Origin of the sequence: Pseudomonas kitaguniensis (assembly GCF_049199985.1) — a bacterium.
GTDB classification, from domain to species: Bacteria; Pseudomonadota; Gammaproteobacteria; order Pseudomonadales; family Pseudomonadaceae; genus Aquipseudomonas; species Aquipseudomonas kitaguniensis.
Genome location: NZ_JBLZPT010000008.1, coordinates 12,022 through 32,338 on the forward strand (window position 1 = coordinate 12,022; position 20,317 = coordinate 32,338).

General features: G+C 59.1%; 15 protein-coding genes. 6 read left to right on the top strand and 9 right to left on the bottom strand.

The genetic code is table 11. The features are described 5' to 3' along the window. Genes ACOZK9_RS12585 through ACOZK9_RS12595 form a run of 3 tightly spaced genes read right to left on the bottom strand, consistent with a single transcriptional unit; the run spans window position 1 to window position 5,148 of the window. On the bottom strand, window positions 1-2,379 hold the full coding sequence (locus tag ACOZK9_RS12585; RefSeq protein ID WP_152749286.1) for a hybrid sensor histidine kinase/response regulator: 2,379 nt from the start codon (window positions 2,377-2,379) through the stop codon (window positions 1-3). 30 nt (window positions 2,380-2,409) lie between these two features. Further along, the gene (locus ACOZK9_RS12590; RefSeq protein ID WP_058413501.1) at window positions 2,410-2,871 is read right to left on the bottom strand and encodes a response regulator; all 462 of its coding nucleotides are present in this window, start codon (window positions 2,869-2,871) and stop codon (window positions 2,410-2,412) included. Window positions 2,872-2,889: 18 nt separating this feature from the next. After that, window positions 2,890-5,148 carry an ATP-binding protein gene (locus ACOZK9_RS12595; RefSeq protein WP_058413500.1) on the bottom strand — a complete coding sequence of 753 codons (2,259 nt, stop codon included), beginning with the start codon at window positions 5,146-5,148 and terminating at the stop codon, window positions 2,890-2,892. A gap of 333 nt (window positions 5,149-5,481) precedes the next feature. Between ACOZK9_RS12595 and ACOZK9_RS12600 the strand changes: the two genes are divergently transcribed. Together ACOZK9_RS12600 and ACOZK9_RS12605 are read left to right on the top strand one after the other, a co-directional pair. Next, on the top strand, window positions 5,482-6,093 hold the full coding sequence (locus ACOZK9_RS12600; RefSeq protein ID WP_421555939.1) for an FMN-dependent NADH-azoreductase: 612 nt from the start codon (window positions 5,482-5,484) through the stop codon (window positions 6,091-6,093). A gap of 240 nt (window positions 6,094-6,333) precedes the next feature. Further along, window positions 6,334-7,371: an alpha/beta hydrolase family protein gene (locus ACOZK9_RS12605; protein ID WP_099236826.1), complete on the top strand. Its 1,038-nt coding sequence runs from the start codon at window positions 6,334-6,336 to the stop codon at window positions 7,369-7,371. Here the strand turns inward: ACOZK9_RS12605 and ACOZK9_RS12610 are convergent. The 4 genes from ACOZK9_RS12610 to ACOZK9_RS12625 all read right to left on the bottom strand — a co-directional run bounded on the left by ACOZK9_RS12610 (window position 7,365) and on the right by ACOZK9_RS12625 (window position 12,318). Further along, window positions 7,365-8,540, bottom strand: a complete 1,176-nt coding sequence (locus ACOZK9_RS12610; protein ID WP_122250448.1) for an MFS transporter — start codon at window positions 8,538-8,540, stop codon at window positions 7,365-7,367. The genes ACOZK9_RS12605 and ACOZK9_RS12610 overlap by 7 nt on opposite strands. A gap of 314 nt (window positions 8,541-8,854) precedes the next feature. Beyond that, a complete protein-coding gene (locus ACOZK9_RS12615) occupies window positions 8,855-10,441 on the bottom strand; it encodes an ABC-F family ATPase (protein ID WP_082649047.1) in 1,587 nt (528 codons plus the stop codon). A gap of 142 nt (window positions 10,442-10,583) precedes the next feature. After that, complete coding sequence (locus tag ACOZK9_RS12620) at window positions 10,584-11,822, bottom strand: MFS transporter (RefSeq protein WP_421555940.1); 1,239 nt, start codon at window positions 11,820-11,822, stop codon at window positions 10,584-10,586. A gap of 94 nt (window positions 11,823-11,916) precedes the next feature. Next, window positions 11,917-12,318 (bottom strand): TIGR03067 domain-containing protein, encoded by a 402-nt coding sequence (locus ACOZK9_RS12625; RefSeq protein ID WP_122250277.1) that lies wholly within the window; start codon window positions 12,316-12,318, stop codon window positions 11,917-11,919. Between the two features lie 372 nt (window positions 12,319-12,690). Between ACOZK9_RS12625 and ACOZK9_RS12630 the strand changes: the two genes are divergently transcribed. Continuing rightward, on the top strand, window positions 12,691-14,034 hold the full coding sequence (locus ACOZK9_RS12630; RefSeq protein WP_421555941.1) for a Wzz/FepE/Etk N-terminal domain-containing protein: 1,344 nt from the start codon (window positions 12,691-12,693) through the stop codon (window positions 14,032-14,034). Window positions 14,035-14,291: 257 nt separating this feature from the next. Next, window positions 14,292-15,191 (top strand): lipid A hydroxylase LpxO, encoded by a 900-nt coding sequence (gene lpxO, locus ACOZK9_RS12635; protein WP_058413484.1) that lies wholly within the window; start codon window positions 14,292-14,294, stop codon window positions 15,189-15,191. A gap of 18 nt (window positions 15,192-15,209) precedes the next feature. Here lpxO and ligD read toward each other — a convergent pair whose 3' ends face one another. Together ligD and ku are read right to left on the bottom strand one after the other, a co-directional pair. After that, a complete protein-coding gene (gene ligD / locus ACOZK9_RS12640; protein WP_421555942.1) occupies window positions 15,210-17,699 on the bottom strand; it encodes a DNA ligase D in 2,490 nt (829 codons plus the stop codon). 24 nt (window positions 17,700-17,723) lie between these two features. Next, a complete protein-coding gene (gene ku / locus ACOZK9_RS12645) occupies window positions 17,724-18,575 on the bottom strand; it encodes a non-homologous end joining protein Ku (RefSeq protein WP_421555943.1) in 852 nt (283 codons plus the stop codon). A gap of 184 nt (window positions 18,576-18,759) precedes the next feature. Here ku and ACOZK9_RS12650 point away from each other — a divergent pair, with 184 nt between their 5' ends. Beyond that, on the top strand, window positions 18,760-19,074 hold the full coding sequence (locus ACOZK9_RS12650; RefSeq protein ID WP_421555944.1) for a hypothetical protein: 315 nt from the start codon (window positions 18,760-18,762) through the stop codon (window positions 19,072-19,074). Between the two features lie 12 nt (window positions 19,075-19,086). Beyond that, window positions 19,087-20,244 (top strand): PQQ-dependent sugar dehydrogenase, encoded by a 1,158-nt coding sequence (locus tag ACOZK9_RS12655; RefSeq protein ID WP_058413480.1) that lies wholly within the window; start codon window positions 19,087-19,089, stop codon window positions 20,242-20,244. Window positions 20,245-20,317: the final 73 nt, after the last annotated feature.

The following is a 20,317-nucleotide window of genomic DNA, read 5'->3' on the forward strand; positions in this document are numbered from 1 at the left end:
TCAGATGCCAGTGTTGCTAAGCGCCATGATCAGTCGGTCCTGAAGCATTTTTTCATCAAACGGCTTTTGAATCACCGTGGCCGTTTGCAGCCCCAGCACATCGACGTCTGCGTAGCCTGTGACGAAAACAATCGGCATCGTGGGGCGCGTCTGGCGAATGGTCGAGGCCAACTCGCCGCCGGTCATGCCAGGCATCGCAAAGTCAGTGACCACCGCATCAATCACAGAATCAATCTTTTCCAGCGCCTGCACGCCGTCGCAGGCTTCGACTACGTTGTAACCCAGTGACTCAAGCATTTGAGAGGTGACCGCCCTGACGGCTGAGTCATCATCCACCAGCAAAACGGTTTTACTGCCGGCAATGACCTTAGGCGAGGGGCTCGGCATCAGCGGTTCTGGCGCGTGTTGGGATTCCTCTACGCTGGGCAAGTAGACCCTGACCGAGGTACCCACGCCCATCGCCGACTCAATATTGACGCCGCCGCCAGACTGCTTGGCAAACCCGAACACCTGAGCAAGTCCCAAGCCTGAACCTTTGCCGACTTCTTTGGTGGTGAAGAACGGCTCAAACGCCTTGCGTAACGTGTCCGCGTGCATGCCGCTGCCGGTGTCGCTGATGGTCAGCACGGCGTATACCCCGGGTTCAGGGTCCTCAGGGTGTAGCGGCGGGCGGTCGACGCTGAGGTTCGCCGTCGAAAAGGTAATGGTGCCGCCCGCAGGCATGGCATCTCGCGCGTTGATCGCCAGGTTGAGAATGATCATTTCTGTTTGCGTAGGGTCGCCCATGGCATTGCGCAGGTCCGGCGCCAACTCATAGCGGATAGAGTTTTTTGCACCCAGCGCCCTGGCGATCAGGCTGCCCATGCCCCGGATCACGTCATTTAAATTGATCACCACAGGCACCAGGCGTTGGCGCCGCGAGAACGACAGCAACTGCGCCGTGAGCTTGGCGCCACGCTCGCCGGCTTCTTTTACGTGGCTCAGACGATTGATGGTTTTGGCCAAGGTGCCCTTTTCAATGTCGCGAATGGCAAACGTCGTGCTGGTCAGAATGACCGTCAACAGGTTGTTGAAGTCATGCGCAACACCGGCGGTAAGCTGGCCAACGACTTCGAGTCGTTGCAGTTGCTGTAATGCCGCTTCAACGCGCTCTCGCTCTTTAATCTGGTCACGCAGCCTTTGGTTGGCCGCGGCGAGTTCTTCGACAACGGCGCGCTCATCGGTGATGTCACGCACCGCTGCATACATCAGCCCGTTCTCGGGCACTATCGTCCACGACAACCAGCGATAGCCGCCCGAGACGTGACGCATGCGGTTCACAAAGCGCGTCGAGATGTGCCCGCGCGCGATGTTCTCGGTCTCTTTTACCGTGGCCTCAAGGTCTTCGGGATGGATCAGCTCCCACAGGCGCATGTCGTTGATCTGCGTGTCAGACCAACCGAGTGCAGACCGCCATGCGGGGTTGATCGCGATGGGCGTCATGTCAAAGCGCAAGACTGCCAGCAATTCTCGGGACAACTCCCACGTGCGGTCTCGCTCGCGCGTTCGCTGCTCAACGCGTTGACCCAGTTCTTCATTGCGTTCGACCAGCTCTTTGGTCGCACGCTTGCGTTCACTGATGTCTTGCACGACGCCGGTGAAGCGCACGCACTTTCCGTGTTCGAACACCGATCTGCCGTTGGCGAAAACCCAGCGTTCCCGGTTGCCGGGCAGCACTATGCGGTACTCAACCTGGTAGTTTTTTTGAAAGGTGATTGCTTCCTGAACGTTTTTCTCGACGTTAGGGCGGTCATCGGGGTGGCAGCGACTAAAAAAGTAGTCCAAATCTATATTCAGGGTGGGCGGCAATTCATATAACGCTTTGCAACGCTCGTCCCACAGCAACCGGCCCGAGACCAGGTCGAGTTCCCAAACGCCCATCATTGCCGCTTCGATGGCCAGGCGTGCGCGCACCTCTACTTCCTGCAGTGCCGCCTCGGCCTTGAGCCGTTGCTCGCGCTCTCGAACCTCAAGCACAGCGCGTCTGACGGCCTTGGGGAGCATCTTCATGTTCTGCTTCAGAACATAATCGACGGCGCCCAGGCGAATCATTTCTACAGCTTGCTGCTCGCCAAACATGCCCGATAAAAAAATGAACGGCGTTTTTGGCGCGAGCTGCTGGGCGATGCGCAACACCTCTGCACCGGATGACCCCGGCAGCAGGTAATCGCACAGCACCACATCAAATACACCCGAACGAAGCGCTTGCTCCGCTTGCGCATGGTTGTGAACCAGCGAGGAATCAACCACGAATCCACTGGCTTCCAGTGCCAGAATGGTCAGCTCCGCGTCGTGAGGGCTGTCTTCTACCAGGAGTATTTTGATCGTGTTCACGGACATGGAAATGAGCTGTTCTTAAATGTAGCGCTATCAGGAATTTGGGCGGCGTACCGCTCTGACAGATCCCGGTGGGGGTTCGTTCAAGACAGCCCAGAAGATACCCAAGTCAGAAATGGCCCCGACAAACTCCTTGAATTCCACGGGTTTGACCACGTAGGCATTCACTCCCAACTGATAAGCGCGCGAGAGGTCGGGCTCTTCCCGGGAGGAGGTCAGCATCACCACGGGGATGCTGCGCAGCGCTTCGGTGGCGCGAATCGCTTCGAGCACTTGCAAGCCATCAACTTTGGGCAGTTTAAGGTCGAGCAAAAGAACCGCAGGGTTGCCGTCGGCGCGGTCGGCGAATGTGTCGCGCTTGAACAGGTAGTCCAGCGCCTGCGCGCCGTCACGCACCACGATCACTTCGTTCGCAAGCTGGCTGCGCTCCAGCGCAACCAGCGTCAGTTCCAAGTCGTTGGGGTCGTCTTCTACCAGTAATATCGGTTTAAGCATGGCTTTATCTCGGTTTTTTCAGCCCAAAGGGCTAAGGTGTTTTTTTGGCAACGAAAAAGAAAACGTCGCGCCTTGATTCAGGCTGCCTTGCGCTGTGACCGTACCGCCATGACGTTCGACGATGCGCCTCACGTTTGCCAGGCCGATGCCGGTTCCTTCAAATTCGTCCATGCGGTGCAGGCGCTGGAACACGCCGAACAGCTTGTCGGCATATTTCATATCGAACCCGACCCCGTTGTCTTTAATGCTCACCATCACATGGTCCGATGCGTTGACGGCTTCGATCTGAATCACCGCCACAGGCTCATTGCGCGTGTACTTGATGGCGTTGGACACCAGGTTGCGCAGCGCTAAATGCAGAAAAGCCGGGTCGGCGACGATGACCGGCAAATCGAGCACGCGCCATTCAATCGTGCGGTCCTCGTATTCCGGTTTCATCTCGCGTTGAATCGATTCGATCATCGCGGCAAGGTTGACCTCGCTTAGCCGCATGGCCGAACGGCCCATCTGGGAAAAGCTTAAAAGGTTGTCGACCAGCGTGCCGGCAAACTTTGCCGACTCGCCAATCGTGCCCAAAAAGCGCTGCCCGCGCTCCGTCAGGTTGCCTTGTTCCATGTCGCCAAGCAGCTCCGCATAGCCTGCAATGTGGCGCAGCGGCGCGCGCAGGTCGTGCGAAACGCTGTACGAGAACGCTTCCAGCTCTTTGTTCGAGCGTTTCAACTCATTCGCCAGCTGCGCGAGTTCTTCAGCCTTGCGCAAGACGATGCCAAGCACGGCCAGGCGCAGTTCCGACACGCCTTCGATTTCACTGTTGTCCCATGGCGTGGAGAAACCCTCGACCGTCTCTTGCCACATGGCAAAGCTCTGGCGGGGTGAAAGTTGGCCGTTATCCTCAACCCGCTTTTGAGGTTTGCCCGCCCAATTGACGATTTGGACTTGTTCCGGTTTAAACCAAATGATGTAGCTGGAATGGACCTCCGAGATCGACACCGACAGCAGCCCGCCCACCGACTTGGCAATGCCGGGCAGATGAGGAATATCGCGCCCCACATTGTCGCTGGAGAACAGGTGGGAGCCGCCGCGTTCATCCAGCCAAGTGGTCAGCGCCATCACCTGACTTTCAGTCGGGGTGATGCCATACAGGTCGCATTCGGTGTCGGAAACCACCGCCGCGCCCGAGGCACCGACAAAGCCCAAAAATACTTCAGGCACGGCTCGAATGCCCTTTAACACGCTGTCGTGGTCGGCCATCGCGGCCAGCATTTGCACGATTTGCTTGCGCAGGCTGAGCAACTTGTGGGCGCGCAAATGCGCAGATTTGGTCTCCAGCTGCAACGACAGCACACGGCCCAATAACTCGCAGGCCGTGCGTGATTGAAAGCTGACGGCGCGTGGCAGGGTGTTGTGGCAGGAAATCAGCCCCCACAACGTGCCGTCCATCACGATTGAGATAGACATGGACGCACCGGTGCCCATGTTGCGCATGTAGTGCAGGTGCACCGGCGAAACACTGCGCAGCGTGGCGTAACTGAGGTCCAGTGGCAGGCCGGTTTTCGGGTTTTCAGCGGGCACGATCGGGGAGGGCGTGTAGTCGACGTCCGCGATGATCCTGATGCGGTTGGCGCAATAAAGATCACGCGCTTGCTGCGGAATATCAGAGGCCGGGAAGCACAGGCCGTAATACCGGTCAAAGCCTTCATCCGCCAACTCCGCGTTGACCACGCCGTTGCCCGCGGCATCGAAGCGGTACGCGTTGACACGTCCGTAGCCGGTGATGCGTTTGATAAACCCGACGGCGCGCAGGCACAGCTCATCAATGCCTTCGTCTTCACGCATTTGGCTGATAAACGCGCGAATCAGCGGATACAGACGGCCGTGCCCAACAGCCACATCGCTGGCGGGCTCAAATTCTGCAATCAGCACGCCGTCGTTTCGGTGCAGCATCATCGCGACCAGCATGCCCTGCTTGTCGCCCTTGAGAATCCTTGCGTCACCCACGTGGAACGCTTGCAACTGGTCTTCGTCAAGCTCACTGAGTTGGTCGACAAACGCAGAGCCATGGCTCACCAGCTCGTCGAACGGGGTGCCGAGCAGCTCGGCCACCTCAATGCCGACCCACTCGGCAACGTTGGCGCTGGCCTGGATGATGCTCATCGTGGCTTCTTCAATCACCAACAGAAACCCTTGAGGCTGGATGCTGCCTGGCGTTCTGATGGGTTCGCGGGCACAGTTATCGATAGCGGCCAGAAGCGCTTGTGCGGTGTCGGTGGGGCTCAAAATCCTTTCCTCTTTAAGGCGTCAGAAGCGGTTGGCGGAGGCCTGCTTAGCTTTAGGTCGCCAATTTCATTCGCTCCAAAAAGTCGGCGATACGTTATCAAACTTTGAAAATAGAATCTTTGAGAGTTCCATTTGGAACGGGTTTTTCCGACAAAACCGGTGGGGATTATCAGCCTTGTGCAGTCACTGCATGGGGCCGCGCGGGGCGGGTTGCGCATTGTCCTGCTGATAGAACGAACAGTCACAATTGCGCCCTCTAATCGAGCATTCGCTTCACCTGTAGGATTAACCTCATTCGATCGCCTCGTCGCGATCCTCACTTGGAGATCCCGCATGAAACTGTTGCATATCGATTCCAGCATTCTCGGCGACAACTCGGCATCGCGTCAGCTCAGCGCTGCGGTGGTCAAGGCATGGCAAACAGCACAACCGGGCGTGCAAGTGACTTACCGTGACCTGGCGAGCGAAGGCATCAGCCACTTTTCCGGCCTGACCCTCGGCGCGCTGGGCACGGCTGCCGAACTGCGTGACGCGGTACAACAGCACGAAGCTGAGCTGAGCGCATCGTCGCTGGCTGAATTTATCGCTGCCGACGCCGTCGTGATTGGCGCGCCGATGTACAACTTTTCGGTGCCTTCGCAGCTCAAGGCCTGGATCGACCGCATCGCGGTGGCTGGCCAGACGTTCCGTTACACCGAAGCCGGCCCTGAAGGCCTGTGCGGTGGCAAAAAGCTGATCATCGTCTCCACCGCCGGTGGCCTGCACGCCGGCCAGGCGAGCAACGTCGGCCATGAAGACTATTTGAAGCTGGTATTCGGCTTCCTCGGCATCACTGACATCGAGTTTGTCCGCGCGCAAGGCTTGGCTTACGGTGAAGAAGTGCGCAGCAAGGCGTTGAGCGATGCCAACACAGCGATCAACGAGCAATTGTTCGCCGCCGCGTAAGGCTTGTGTAAATTTCGCCTTTGACCGGTTTCAATCTGAAGCCGGGCGCCTAAACTCTGTATTCTGGTCGCCTGAAAACGACCGGAGTATGGAGTTTTTTCGTTTACCCGCTGTCACTACTTTGGCCCAGGTTATGCACGTATGGGTTTATCACCCGGCTTGAGCGCCTTGAACTATGGACTTTTCAAACAGACATGCCGCGGGTGTTGACGTGATTGCGCAGCAAAGGTGGACATCCCCATGATGCGTCTTTGTGCCGTTTTGGTTCTTTCCCTGTTCGCTGGCCTGATTTCAGTGCAGGCCGCCTCTGCGCCGCACCCACATTGGAGTGTGGGCTTTCATCGCATGACTTTTCTCGACCCGCTGGATTCGCAGCCGATGAAAGCCATCGCGTTTTACCCCTCGACCGACGCTGAGCAGGCCACGCAAATAGGCGCGTACCACGTTGCCGCCGCCGAAGACTCCAAGGTCGCCATCGGCCGATTCCCGATGTTGCTGCTGTCGCATGGCAACACAGGCACGCCGCTGGCCCTGCACGACTTGGCCACCTCGCTGGCCCGCAAGGGGTTTGTGGTAGTTGCGGTGTTGCACCCCGGCGATAACTACAAGGATCACAGCCGCCTCGGCACCGTGAGCAACTTGTATGGCCGGCCAATCCAGATTTCCGAAGCGATCACCGCCACGTTGGGCGACCCGATGCTGTCGCCGTTCGTCAACGTCGACCAGGTGGGGGTTATCGGTTATTCCGCTGGCGGCGAAACCGCGCTGATCCTGGCGGGCGCCAAGCCCGACTTCGACCGACTGCGCCGTTATTGCCAGGAACGCCCGGAAGACCACGATGCCTGCACCACCAAAGGCGAGCTGGTGGTCGACCGCGACGACCTGCAGCCGCAGGCCGACCCGCGCATCCACGCGTTGATGCTGATGGCGCCACTGAGCCTGATGTTCGGTCGCCACACGCTGGCCGACGTGCACGTGCCGGTGCTGCTTTACAGCGGCGATGGCGACAAACTGGTGGCCGTCGACAAGAACGCCGCAGCGCTGGCGCGCAAACTGCCGGAGCCGCCGGACTTCAAGTTGTTGGCCGGGGCAGGGCACTTCGTGTTCATGGCGCCGTGTGACGATGATCAATTGATGGCAATGCCGGCGATTTGCACGGATGCCGACGGTGTCGACCGCGAAGGCATCCACCGCGACCTGATTTCCGAGGCGGGGCGTTTTTTCGTGCACACCCTTGGCAAGTCGACCCGCGCGGGGTTGCAGACCGCTGATCAGTAAACGCGGCGCTTGAGCAGCAGCGTCAGGCCCAGCGCCGCGACCGACAGCAGGCTGGCGCAAAAGAAGATCCAGCCATAGCCGAGGTTCAGTGCCACGGCGCCCATCAACGGCCCGGCAATCGCCAGGGCCAAGTCAAAAAACACCGCGTAAGCACTTAGCCCGGCGCCACGGCTGCTATTGGGCACTTGCTTGATGGCTTCAACGCCCAATGCCGGGTACACCAGTGACAAGCCGAAGCCAGTCAGCCCCGCACCCATCAACGCGACGCCGGTGGACGGTGCCAGCCACAGCAGCGTCAGGCCGAGGGTTTCGATGGTCATGCAGGCAATCGCCGCGCTGAACCCACCAAAACGGCTGATAGCGGAAATAAACACCAGGCGCGACACAATAAAGCACACGCCAAATACCGTCAGGCAGTACGCCGCGCCCGCCCAACCGCGATCCAGGTAGTACAGCGTGATAAAGGTGGTGAGTGTGCCGTAGCCGATCGACGCCAGGCACAGGCTCGCGCCAAACGGTGCGATACGCCCGAATACCGCCCAGAACGGCAGCCGCTCGCCGCGCACCACCGGCACCGAAGGTTTATGCCGAATCAGCAACAAACCCAGCGCCGCCAATACCGACAGCGCAATGCCGAGGCTGGTGTAGCCAAACTCGGCCACCATCACCACGCCCAAGGGCGCGCCAATCGCAATGGCGCCGTAGGAGGCGATGCCATTCCACGAAATTGAGCGTGCGGTGTGTTCGGCACCCACCGCGCCCATGCACCAACTGATGGTGCCCACGCCGATCAGCCCTTGCGCCACGCCGAGCAGCAGCCTGCCGACGATCAGAATGCCCAAGCTCAACGCGGGCAGGCTTTCAACCAACGTCGCAAGCAACGTGAGCACGCCACTGACGAGAATACCGGCCAGGCCCAGCACAATCGCGCGTTTGGTGCCCACGTTGTCCGACATGCGCCCGGCCATGGGACGGCTGAGCAGGGTGGCCAGGTATTGCGAGCCGATGGTGACACCGGCTACCACCGCGCTGAACCCCAGTTGTTCATGCACATAGCCAGGGATTACCGCAATCGGCAGGCCGATGCAGATGAAGGCGATGAAGGTATAAAAAACGATGGAGACGATCTGCAGGGTGATCGACAGTGAGCTGGGGGCGGTGGCAGGCATGGTCACTTATTCGCGGGCGGGCGGTGAACGCATGATGGCAAGGGCTTGGGGGAAAAGGAAGCAGGCTAACTACTTTGGCGAGTGGGGAGCTCGGGATTGTTGTGGTGTGCCGGGCTTATGTAGCGAGCAGGCTTCTATGGCGACAGGGCTTCCTGTGGCGAGCGGGCTTGCTCGCGCTGGGCTGCGCAGCGGCCCCAAAAAAAACACCGCGTTCTGCCAGGCAAAACGCGGTGTCCGGTTTTAGGGCCGCTGCGCAGCCCATCGCGAGCAAGCCCGCTCCCACACAGGCCCGCTCGCCACAGAGCTGGCGCTATTTAGAACACCACGCCTTGGCTGCGCAGGTAGTCATCGTAGGTGCCGCTGAAGTCGATCACGCCGTTGGCGCTCAACTCGATAATGCGGGTGGCCAGGGACGATACGAACTCACGGTCGTGGCTGACGAAGATCAGCGTGCCCGGGTAGTTTTCCAGCGCCAGGTTCAGCGCTTCGATGGATTCCATGTCCAAGTGGTTGGTCGGTTCGTCCATGATCAGCACGTTCGGCTTTTGCAGGATCAGCTTGCCGAACAACATACGGCCTTGCTCACCACCGGAAATCACTTTGACCGACTTGAGAATTTCGTCGTTGGAGAACAGCATCCGCCCCAACGTGCCGCGAATCACTTGCTCGCCTTGGGTCCACTGGCCCATCCAGTCGAACAGGCTCATGTCGTCTTCGAAGTCGGAGGCGTGGTCCTGGGCGTAGTAGCCCAGCTCTGCGGCGTCGGTCCACTTGATGCTGCCGGCGTCCGGCGTCAGTTCGTTGACCAGCGTGCGCAGCAGGGTGGTTTTGCCGATACCGTTAGGGCCGATGATCGCCACGCGCTCGCCGGCTTCAACCTGGAAGCTGAAGTCCTTGAACAGCGGCTTGCCGTCGAAGCCTTTGGCCATACGGTCGACGATAACCGCCTGACGGTGCAGCTTTTTGGTTTGCTCGAAACGGATGAACGGGCTCACACGGCTCGAAGGCTTGACCTCGGCCAGTTGAATCTTGTCGATCGCCTTGGCACGCGAAGTGGCCTGCTTGGCTTTCGAGGCGTTGGCCGAGAAGCGGCTGACAAACGATTGCAGCTCGGAGATTTGCGCTTTCTTCTTGGCGTTGTCCGACAGCAGTTGCTCGCGGGACTGGGTCGCCACGGTCATGTACTCGTCGTAGTTGCCCGGGAACAGGCGCAGCTCGCCGTAGTCCAGGTCAGCCATGTGGGTGCACACGCTGTTCAGGAAGTGACGGTCGTGAGAGATGATGATCATCAGGCTGGAGCGCTGGGTCAGGATGTTTTCCAGCCAGCGAATGGTGTTGATGTCCAAGTGGTTGGTCGGTTCGTCGAGCAGCAGCACTTCCGGGTCGGAGAACAACGCCTGCGCCAGCAATACACGCAGTTTCCAGCCGGGCGACACTTCGCTCATCGGGCCGAAATGTTGTTCCAGCGGAATACCCAGGCCCAACAGCAGTTCACCGGCACGCGATTCGGCGGTGTAGCCGTCCATCTCGGCGAACTCGGTTTCCAGCTCGGCCACGGCCATGCCGTCGTCTTCGCTCATTTCCGGCAGCGAGTAGATACGATCGCGCTCGGCCTTGACCTTCCACAGCTCCTCGTGGCCCATGATCACGGTGTCGAGCACGGTGAATTCTTCGTAGGCGAACTGGTCCTGGCGCAGTTTACCCAGGCGCACATTCGGCTCCAGCATGACCTGTCCGCCGGACGGGTCGAGGTCGCCGCCAAGGATTTTCATGAAGGTCGACTTGCCGCAACCGTTGGCACCGATCAAACCATAACGGTTACCGGCGCCGAACTTGACCGAGACGTTCTCGAAGAGCGGCTTGGCGCCGAACTGCATGGTGATGTTAGCTGTGGAGATCAATTACTTTACCTATCAATGAGTTGCGAGCGTGGCGGCAGGAGCCTTCAGGCATGCGTCAACAGCGACATCAAGGCGCGAAACCCGGTCGCTGAGCAGAAAATTTTGAATGTGTGTTGGAATTTGGCGCGCATTGTCGCATATGTCAGGCGACAGTTGTATGGCGAGCGAGGGATGGTTTTGCCAGCGTCTCCGGCATGGCCAGCCATAACAACGCCAGGGCCACGGCCGCGACCGCCGCCAGCGTCAGGAAAGCTGCGTTGTAGCCGGCCTGTTGCACCACAAACCCGGCCAGGCTGTTACTCAGTGCCGCGCCGAGGCCAAATACCGTCGACAGCGCGCCAAGGCTGACGTTGAAGCGGCCGGTGCCTTGGGTCAGGTCCTTGACGATGACCGGGAACAGCGCGCCGAAAATCCCCGCGCCGATGCCGTCGAGCATTTGCACGGCGACCAGCCAATAGGGGTCGTTGGACACGGTATACAGCACGCCCCGCAGCGGCAGAATCATGAAACCGGCCAGCAGCAGCGGCTTGCGCCCCCACACGTCGGCCTTGAGCCCCACCAGCCAGGCCATCGGCACCATCACCAATTGTGCGGCAACGATGCACGCCGACGTCAGCGGCGTGGCCATGTGCAGGTTAATTTGCGATAACTTCTGGCTGACCAGCGGCAGCATCGCGGCATTGGCCAGGTGGAACAAGGCGCAGCAAATGGCGAACAACAACAGTGGGCGGTTACCCAGCAACGCCTTCACGCCGGACGGTTGCTCGTGATCGCTGCTGTGCGCCGGGTCGAAGCCGCGTGCAACTTCATGGTCAATCGCCTTGGCCGGCACGCAACTGACCGCGACGATACTTGCCAGCGCCATAAACGCCATCAAGTAAAACACCACCACCGGGCCGTACAGGTACGCCAGGCCACCGGCGAGTAACGCCGCGACGGCATTGCCCGCGTGGTTGAAGGTTTCGTTGCGCCCGGTGCGGCGGGTGAAGGCACGCGGCCCGGTAATGCCTAACGAGATTGCTGAAATAGCCGGCGCAAATACCGAGGCGGCAACGGCACTCGCAGCTTGGGTCAACGCCACCCAGCTGAACGCGCTGACAAACGGCAGCATCAGGCAACTGGCGGTGACGAGGATCGCGGCCACCACCACCACCGCGCGCTTGCTGCGCGTACGGTCGATCAGCGCGCCGGCCGGGCCTTGGGTGACCAGCCCGGCAATGCCCGCCAGGGTCATGACCACACCGATGCTGGCGGGGTCCCAGTGGTGCACGGCCAGCAAGTAAATCGCCAGGTACGGGCCAAGCCCGTCGCGGACGTCTGCGAGGAAGAAATTCAGGCTGTCCAGAGGCAAGTTATTACGCAGGTCGGGCTGAAGGGCCATGGCGAGGTCTTCGAGAGGGGCATTCAGGGGCTGAATGCTTCGTGTGTTAATGACCTGCACGCCTTGAAATTAGTTTCGGCTACGCCCCGTGCTTTTACTCGGCGAGCGCCTTTGCGCGGCGGCGTACGAAGGTGCGCATGGTTTGCCCTGGCCCGGTGCTGAATAGTGTCGGCCGCGGCATGCCTTCATCTGCGGCAATAAACACGAAGTCATCGCCTTCGAGGCGATAGCTGGCGGGCAATGCCTTGCCGGCGTCTTCGCCCATGGCGTCCACCCAGGTGATACTTTTTGGCGCGGTGGTGCTGTCCAGAAGAAACCGGCCAGCCAGCAAAATTTCGCCACTCACCGTTCTCACCTCGAACTGGTCGCCTGCAATGGTGGTGATCGCGCCAGGGGCAGTGTGCGCATCGGCGGGGTTGAGCACGCCGCTGTCTTCCAGGGATATTTGTTCCCACGTGCCTTGAAGCTGTTGATAGTCCGGGTCTGAAACGTGCATGCAAATTCCTTCTTGCTGAGGGCTTAAACGCTGGATGAGTGCAAAAGTGCTAAGGGTTAAGCAGTTGGAATTGTATCGATAGCACGCTGGAACTGAGGCCCTGAAGCTAAATTTTTTTGGCTGACAGCCCGTTATCCTGCATTAGCTATGCTTTTGGCAGCATGATCGCCCGCATGAAAGCTATCCTGCAGTGATTGACATGCAGTAGAAATAATCTCTAATGACGTCGGACTTTTCCTGCAGTGAAATGGTCAGATTGCCATTAGCCAGTTGTGATTAGGGCGTTGTTTCTGATTCTCAGGCCGTTCGGGCTGAAAAATCGGGGTTCAGGGCGTAGCGGCTTTTTAATATCAGTTTTAAGGTGTTCTTATTTTGAATCGAACTTCTTCGCTCAATGTGCCTGCAGTGTCAGATGAAATTGACTTGGTTGAGGTAGCTGACTCGATTTGGCGGCAAAAAAAACTGGTGTTGGGTTGCACCATCCTGGTGGGAGTTTTGGGCGCCAGCTATGCGTTTTTGGCGCCCAAGGTGTATGAGGTCAGCAGTGTGCTACGGCCTGCGGCGATCAACGAACTGGATGCCTTGAACCGCTCGGAAGTCTACAAACTGCCGCCCGCAGATGCGCTGGCAAAAGTCGGTGCTCAGTTGGATTCCTACGGCGCGCGCCTGGATTTTTTCAAAAGCCATGAACAATTGTTCCAGGCTTTCCGCAAGCCCGGGCAAAGCCTTGAGCAGAGTTTTGAAGATTTCAACCGGAACGCGGTCAACGTGATCGCGCCGGACTCGAAAAAATCAGATTCGCTGTCCAGTTACATCCGTCTGGAGATGCAATACCCGTCGGACGTGGATGGCGTGGCCATCCTCAACGGGTTTGTCGACTACGCGATTGCGGCGGAACGTGAGCAGGTGGGGGCCGACCTCAAGGTCATCGTGAATAACCGCTTGAGCGAACTCAAAGGCAAGATCGACGCCGCTCGCGCCAATTACGAGACCGAAAAAGAATCCAAGATCGCCAAGCTGCTTGAGGCTGACAGGCTCAAACGTGCCCAGTTGCAAGATGAACTCAGCGCACTGCGCCTGCAGATGAAAATGGAGCGTGGCGATCGTTTGGCAGAGTTGGCCGAAGCGATCTCGATTGCCAAATCGATGGGTATCCGAACCCCAACCACACCGTCAGCGATGGGCGATGCCACGCGTTCAGGTTCCAATCAGGTGATGCGCACCGAGGTCAACAACCAGAAAATACCGTTGTATTTCATGGGTACCGAAGCCCTGGAAGCCGAGCAAAGCGCATTGCAAAAGCGCACCAGCGATGACTTCACCAGCACGCGCATCGCTGAAATTGGCAAGGAACTGCAACTGCTGCAGTCGAACCGTGAAGTTGAGGTTCTGCAAAAACGCGCCAACGAGGATATTTTCCTGCAGGACGTGCAACCGCTCCGCGCTGAAGTGGCCCGCTTGCGTTCGCTGAATATCGACATGACTAACTTGAAGCTGGTAGCCATTGACCGCCGCGCTCAGGAGCCGCTGTCGCCGATCAAGCCGAAAAAATCGCTGATCATCGCTATCAGTTTGATCGCAGGTCTGTTCCTGGGCGTGCTGATAGCGGTGTTGCGCTACTTCATCCGGAACCATCGAAAGGCTGAATATCATTCGCCATTAACCGATGGCCGCTTGCCTCGCTACGAGAGCAAGGATGATCAGCCGCTGCCGTAAACAGGGCGGGCAGTGGGCGGGTGGAAACCCCTGCCCACTGGCAAATCTATCGGTTCCATAGACAGCTTTTCACAAATCTTAGCTAACCTTTGGTTACAAACTGTGGCTAAATAACTGCCAATGGCTATGAACCGGTTGTCGACAAACCGCTAATGCCGCGTATTTGTGAATTGTGATTTCAGGTGCTGCATCTTCAATCCTCGGCCGTTGTGGGCACGCAGGAGCAGCCTGTTTTCTACTGACATGTGACGAATCTCTTGAAACTCATCATTGTTTTTCTCTACGTTGCCTCCATCGCGTATGTACACCTGCGCGGCCGGGTGCGACACAAGTTGGGTCGCCAGCTCAGCGATCACTCGACGTTCCTGGCGCCGATCAACTGCTTCCTCTACCTGTTTTCCAGGCAGCCAAGCCGCCCCTATCTGGCCCCCGGCGATTTTCCTGATTTGAGCCCGTTGCAGGAGCACTGGCAGGAGATCCGCGAGGAAGCCCAGAACCTGATGCGCGCCGGCGAGATCAAGCGTTCCGAGCAGTACAACGATGTGGGTTTCAACTCGTTCTTCAAGTCGGGCTGGAAGCGCTTTTACCTTAAGTGGTATGGCGACAGTCACCCGTCTGCGATGAAGCTGTGCCCGCGCACGACTGAACTGGTGCAGAGCATCGGTTCGATCAAGGCCGCCATGTTTGCCGAGCTGCCACCGGGCTCCAAGCTGGTTCGCCACCGCGACCCGTACGCTGGCTCCTACCGCTATCACCTGGGTCTGGATACGCCTAACGACCCTGGCTGCTACATCAACGTCGATGGCGAAAGCTATTACTGGCGCGACGGCGAGCCGGTGATGTTCGACGAGACCTACATTCATTACGCGGAAAACACCACGCAGCAGAACCGCATCATCTTGTTTTGCGACATCGAGCGGCCCATGAAGTACCGCTGGGCGGCGGCGTTCAACCGCTGGTTCAGCCGTAATGTGATGGCGTCGGCGGGTTCGCCGAATGATGCGGGCGACAAGACCGGCGGCCTGAATCGAGCGTTCACGCGCCTGTACAAGATTCGCCTGCGCGGCAAAGAACTGAAAAAGCGCAACCGCACGCGCTACTACTTGGAAAAGTGGGCGATTTTTGCGGGATTGGCGCTGATCTTTATCCTTATCTAACCCAGCGTTGGGCGCGAATCACGCGGGTGGTTTCGCGCCGAGCTTGTCCCACATCTTCTTGCTGATCTTTTGCCGGTTGGCATAACCGGCCCACGGGTCTTCTTTCAGGTGCGCCAACCGCTCGTGCAGGTTGGCCACTGTCCATTGTTGGGCACCGCGCAAGCCCTTTAACTCCTCTCGACTCACCGGCACCGACACCGGCAGGCCTGGCCGGGCGCGCACAGAGTAAGCCGCTACGGTGCTGGCGCCGCGCGCGTTGCGCAGGTAGTCGATGAAGATCTTGCCGATGCGGTTTTTCGGGCCGGAAGTCGCGGTAAAGCGTTCGGGCAGTTGCTGCGTCATGAACTGAGCAATGGCCTTGGCGAAGGCCTTTACTGTGCCCCAGTCATCCCGGCGCGCGAGCGGAACGATCAGGTGCAGGCCTTTGCCGCCGCTGGTCTTGACGTACGCTGCCAGCCCCAGCTCATCGAGCACCGACAACGTCAGTTGCGCGGCCTCCAGCATGGTTTTCCAGGGCAGCGCCGGGTCCGGGTCGAGGTCGAGCACAAACAGGTCGGGGGTTTCGATTTTGTCCGAGGTGGCGCCCCACGTGTGCAGTTCTATGGTGCCCATCTGCACGGCGCCGATCAGCGCGCCTGGTTGATCGATTTCCATCAGGCGTGCATGGCCCGGGTCCAGCGCCGGGTCCAACTGCTTAATGTGCGGAATGGCCAGGTGCTCCGAGTGTTTTTGGAAGAATTGCTCGCCGTCGACTCCTTCGGGCGCACGCAGTAGTGAGACCGGGCGATGGCGCAGGAAGGGCAATATCCACTCGCTGATATTCTGGTAAAACGCCGCCAACTGATGTTTTTGCGTAGCGCTTTGCGCGTCAATCACGCGCTCCGGGTGAGTGATGTTTACGCCGCCGCTGGTTTTTTTCGCGGGTGCCGCCGGTTTAACCGAGCTGGCCTTGCGTGGCTGTTCATGGATGATCTGCGCCACCGGTTTGTCGCTGCGCAGCGCAATGAACGAGGCGTGGCGCACCACACCCTCGCGGGTCCATTCGGCAAAATTCACCTCGCACGCCGTGCTCGGCTCAACCCAGTGAACGCCGCGCGCCTGGGGGCTGGTCAGCGGTTTTTGCAGCGGTGAGGTTTTGCGCTCCAACGGTTTGAGCTGCGCATAAACCGCCTTCAGCGCCGCCTGGTCAAAACCAGTGCCCACGCGCCCGGCGTACACCAGCCCCGTATCATCATTGACTGCCAGCAGCAGCGCGCCAAAGCCACTGCGCGAGCCTTGCGGCCGGGTGTAGCCGACAATCACGAACTCCTGGCGCAGGCGACATTTGAGTTTGATCCAGTCGGTGCTACGGCTCGACACATACGGGCTACCGAGGCGTTTGCCGATCAGGCCTTCGAGTGCGAGGTCGCAAGCACTTTCGAAGATGTCGCGCTGGTTGGCGACAAACGCTTCGGAGAACCGCAGCAGCTTGCTGCGGCTACTCGACAGCGCGGACTTGAGCGCCGCGCGGCGTGCCTCTACAGGGGCCTCGCGCTGATCCTCACCTTCCAGAAACGGCGCGTCGAACAGGTAATACACAATGTCCAGGCTGCGGTCGACCTCGAACGCGTTTTGCAGTGCCTGAAAATCCGGCAAGCCGTCGTCATTGAGGCTGACCACTTCACCGTCCAGCCAACTGTCGCCCAGCTTCAGCGCTTGCAAAGCCTTGACCTGACGCGGCAGGCGGTCGGTCCAGTCATGCCCGTTGCGCGTAAACAGGCGCACCTCGCCGTCGAGGATGCGCGCGAGCATGCGGTAGCCGTCGAATTTGATTTCGTAGTGCCAATCGCCGTCGGGGGCGCGGTCGACCAGGGTTGCCAGTTGCGGCGTGAATTGCTCGGGGAGGGCTTGGCGGGTTTTAGTCGCGGACGCTTTGGGGCGTTTTGCACGCGCTTTGGGGGTGCCTACCGAGGCGTCGCTGAGCACACTTTTCGGTTGGTCTTTGAGGATGTCGTAGTCGGCCGCCGCGCGCGCTTGCTGGTCTTTTTCCTTGATCAGCAACCATTGCTGCTTGTCGCCGCTGCCTTTAAGGCGCGTGCGCACCAGCGCCCAGTCGCCGGCGAGTTTTTCACCGACCAGGGTGAATTTGAGCTTGCCGGCGGCATACGCCTTATGCGGATCGTCGTGCGGTTGCCAAACGCCACGGTCCCACACAATCACATCGCCTGCGCCATATTGGCCGGCAGGAATATTGCCCTCGAAATCGCCATAGCCCAGCGGATGATCTTCAACGTGTACCGCCAAGCGTTTTTGGCTGGGGTCCAGGCTTGGGCCTTTGGGCACGGCCCAGCTCAGGAGCACGCCATCGAGTTCCAGGCGAAAGTCATAGTGCAGGTTGCGCGCGTCGTGTTTTTGAATCACGAATGACAGCGCCGACGCCGCGCGTTTGCCTGTGGTTGCGCTGCCCGAGGGCTCGGCGGTGATCTGGAAATCGCGTTTGCGCTGGTATTCGCTCAGGGGCTTTGCCATGTCGTTCTCCGGCGTATGGCAGGCTTAAGAAGCCTTTTTAGTGGCCTTTTTTGCCGCTGGTTTTTTCGCCGTGGTCTTGGCCGCAGGTTTACCCGCCAGGCTGCGCTTGAGCAACTCGGTGAGGTCGATGACATCGGCTGACTGGCGTGTTTCGCTGTCCTCTTGGTCTTCGACATTTTCGATCTTGCCGGCCTTGGCCTTCTTGGCCACCAGCGCCATGATCTTTTCCTGGAAGCTGTCGCGGTACTCGTCCGGCTGCCAGTCTGCACTCATGTCTTCCACCAGGCGTTTGGCCATGTCCAACTCGCCTTTGGCCAGGCTCGGTTTGGTCACATCGGCGCCTAATTCCAGCTCGTCCAGGCTGCGCACTTCGGCGGGCCAGCGCAGCATTACCAGCACCAGCGCCGAGTCCAGCGGCATTACCGCCGCCAGATGTTGCTTGGTGTGCAACACCACGTTAGCCAACGCCACTTTGCCGGTTTTTTTCAGGGTTTCGCGCAATAAGGCGTAAACCTTGCCGCCGCGTTTGTCCGGGGCCAGGAAGTAGGGCGTGTCGATATTTTGCAAAGGGATCTGATCGCCTGCGACAAACGCGATGATCTCAATAGTCTGCGTGGACTTGGGGTGCGCCGAGCGAATTTCGTCCTCGCTGAGCACCACATAGCGGCCTTTTTCGAAGGCCACGCCCTTGACGATATTCTCTTTAGTGACTTCTTTGCCGGTGGTCTTGTTGATGCGCTTGTAACCGACCGGGGCCATGCTGCGTTTGTCCAGCCAATCAAAGTCAACGCCTTGTGAAGACGTGGCTGAAACCAGTGATACCGGGATGTGAACCAAGCCAAAACTGATTGCGCCCTTCCAGATTGCCCGTGGCATGGTTGCGATTCCTTGAGAAAAGACTGTGTTCTGGTGACTCGCAGGCGCTGGCAAAAGTTTCGGCGGGTAGATGCGTGGACAAATCGTGTTACACCTGATGAGGAAGTATTTAGTGTCGAAAGCCGAACCCAAGGCGTAGCGTGTTATCGAAAGCACGTACCACTCGCTCAAGAGAGGCTTTGTTATGAACAGTTGTGTGCGTCACCTTGCCGTGCTGGCGTTGGGCTTGGCATTCACCTCGTTGGCCCAGGCGCAAACCCTGCCCGGCAGCAACGACTCCAACAACAGCCCGATTCATCGCGCCAACCCCAACAGCATGCAGGGCACCCAGCCCAATGCGCCGGCCACTCGCGGCATTCAGACCGGGCCGAGCAGCCCCGCACCCACGTTGCAAAACGGCGGTATCGGCAATAGCTATCCCAAGCGCGACGCCGCGCCCAGCCGTCCAAACACCGAAACCAAAGCCCCCACTTACGATGCCAACGGCAATCGCCGGTAAGGACTCCGTCTTATGTTGCTACGCAAAACGCTTCTAGCCGCACTGTGTGCCACCTCGCTGCTGCCGGTCACGGCGGTTTTTGCAGCCGATGCCCAGCAGTTTCCGAGTGAGCAGGGCAGTGTCACCGCCACCCCGATTGCCAAAGGCCTGGACCATCCTTGGGCCGTGGCGTTTCTACCGGACAAGCAAGGCTTTTTGGTCACCGAACGCCCAGGCCACCTGCGCTTTGTGAGCCCTGACGGCAAGCTTTCTGCGCCGTTGAGCGGTGTGCCCCAGGTATGGGCCAAAGGGCAGGGCGGTTTGCTGGATGTGGTGCTGTCGCCGGACTTCAAGCAAGACCGCATGGTTTACCTGTCGTATGCCGAGGGCGGCGGTGAGGGCGGCAAGGCCGGCACCGCCGTTGGGCGTGGGCGTCTGGCCGATGATTTGAGCGGCTTGAAGGACTTTAAAGTGATCCTGCGCCAGGAGCCCAAGCTGTCCACCGGCAATCACTTCGGCTCGCGTTTGGCCTTTGACCGTGACGGTTACCTGTTTGTGACGCTGGGCGAGAATAACGACCGGCCGACCGCGCAGGACCTGGACAAGTTGCAAGGCAAGGTGGTGCGCATTTACCCGGACGGCCGTGTGCCGGATGACAATCCGTTTGTCGGTCAGGCGGGTGTGCGACCGGAAATCTGGTCGTATGGTCAGCGCAATCCGCAGGGGCTGGCGTTGAACCCCTGGAGTGGGACGATCTGGGAAAACGAACACGGGCCGCGTGGCGGTGATGAAATCAACATCATCGAGCGTGGCAAGAACTACGGTTGGCCGCTGGCGACGCACGGCATCAACTATTCCCTGACGCCGATTCCCGAGGCCAAGGGCAAGGAAGTTGAGGGTACAGTGCAGCCTCATCATGTCTGGGAAAAGTCGCCGGGTATTTCGGGTATGGCGTTTTACGACGCTGACCGGTTCAAGCCTTGGCAGCACAATGTGTTTATCGGTGCGTTGGCGAGTCAGGAGCTGATTCGTTTGCAGTTTGATGGCGACAAGGTGGTGCATGAGGAGCGCTTGCTGGGCGGTTTGAATGCGCGTATCCGAGACGTGCGGCAGGGGCCGGATGGGTATCTGTATGTGCTTACTGATGAGGATGACGGTGTGTTGTATCGGGTGGGCTTGAACCAGGACTAACGCCAGCGCCTTTGTGGGAGCGGGCTTGCTCGCGATGCAGGCATCTCGGTACATCAGGCAAACCGAGTTCACT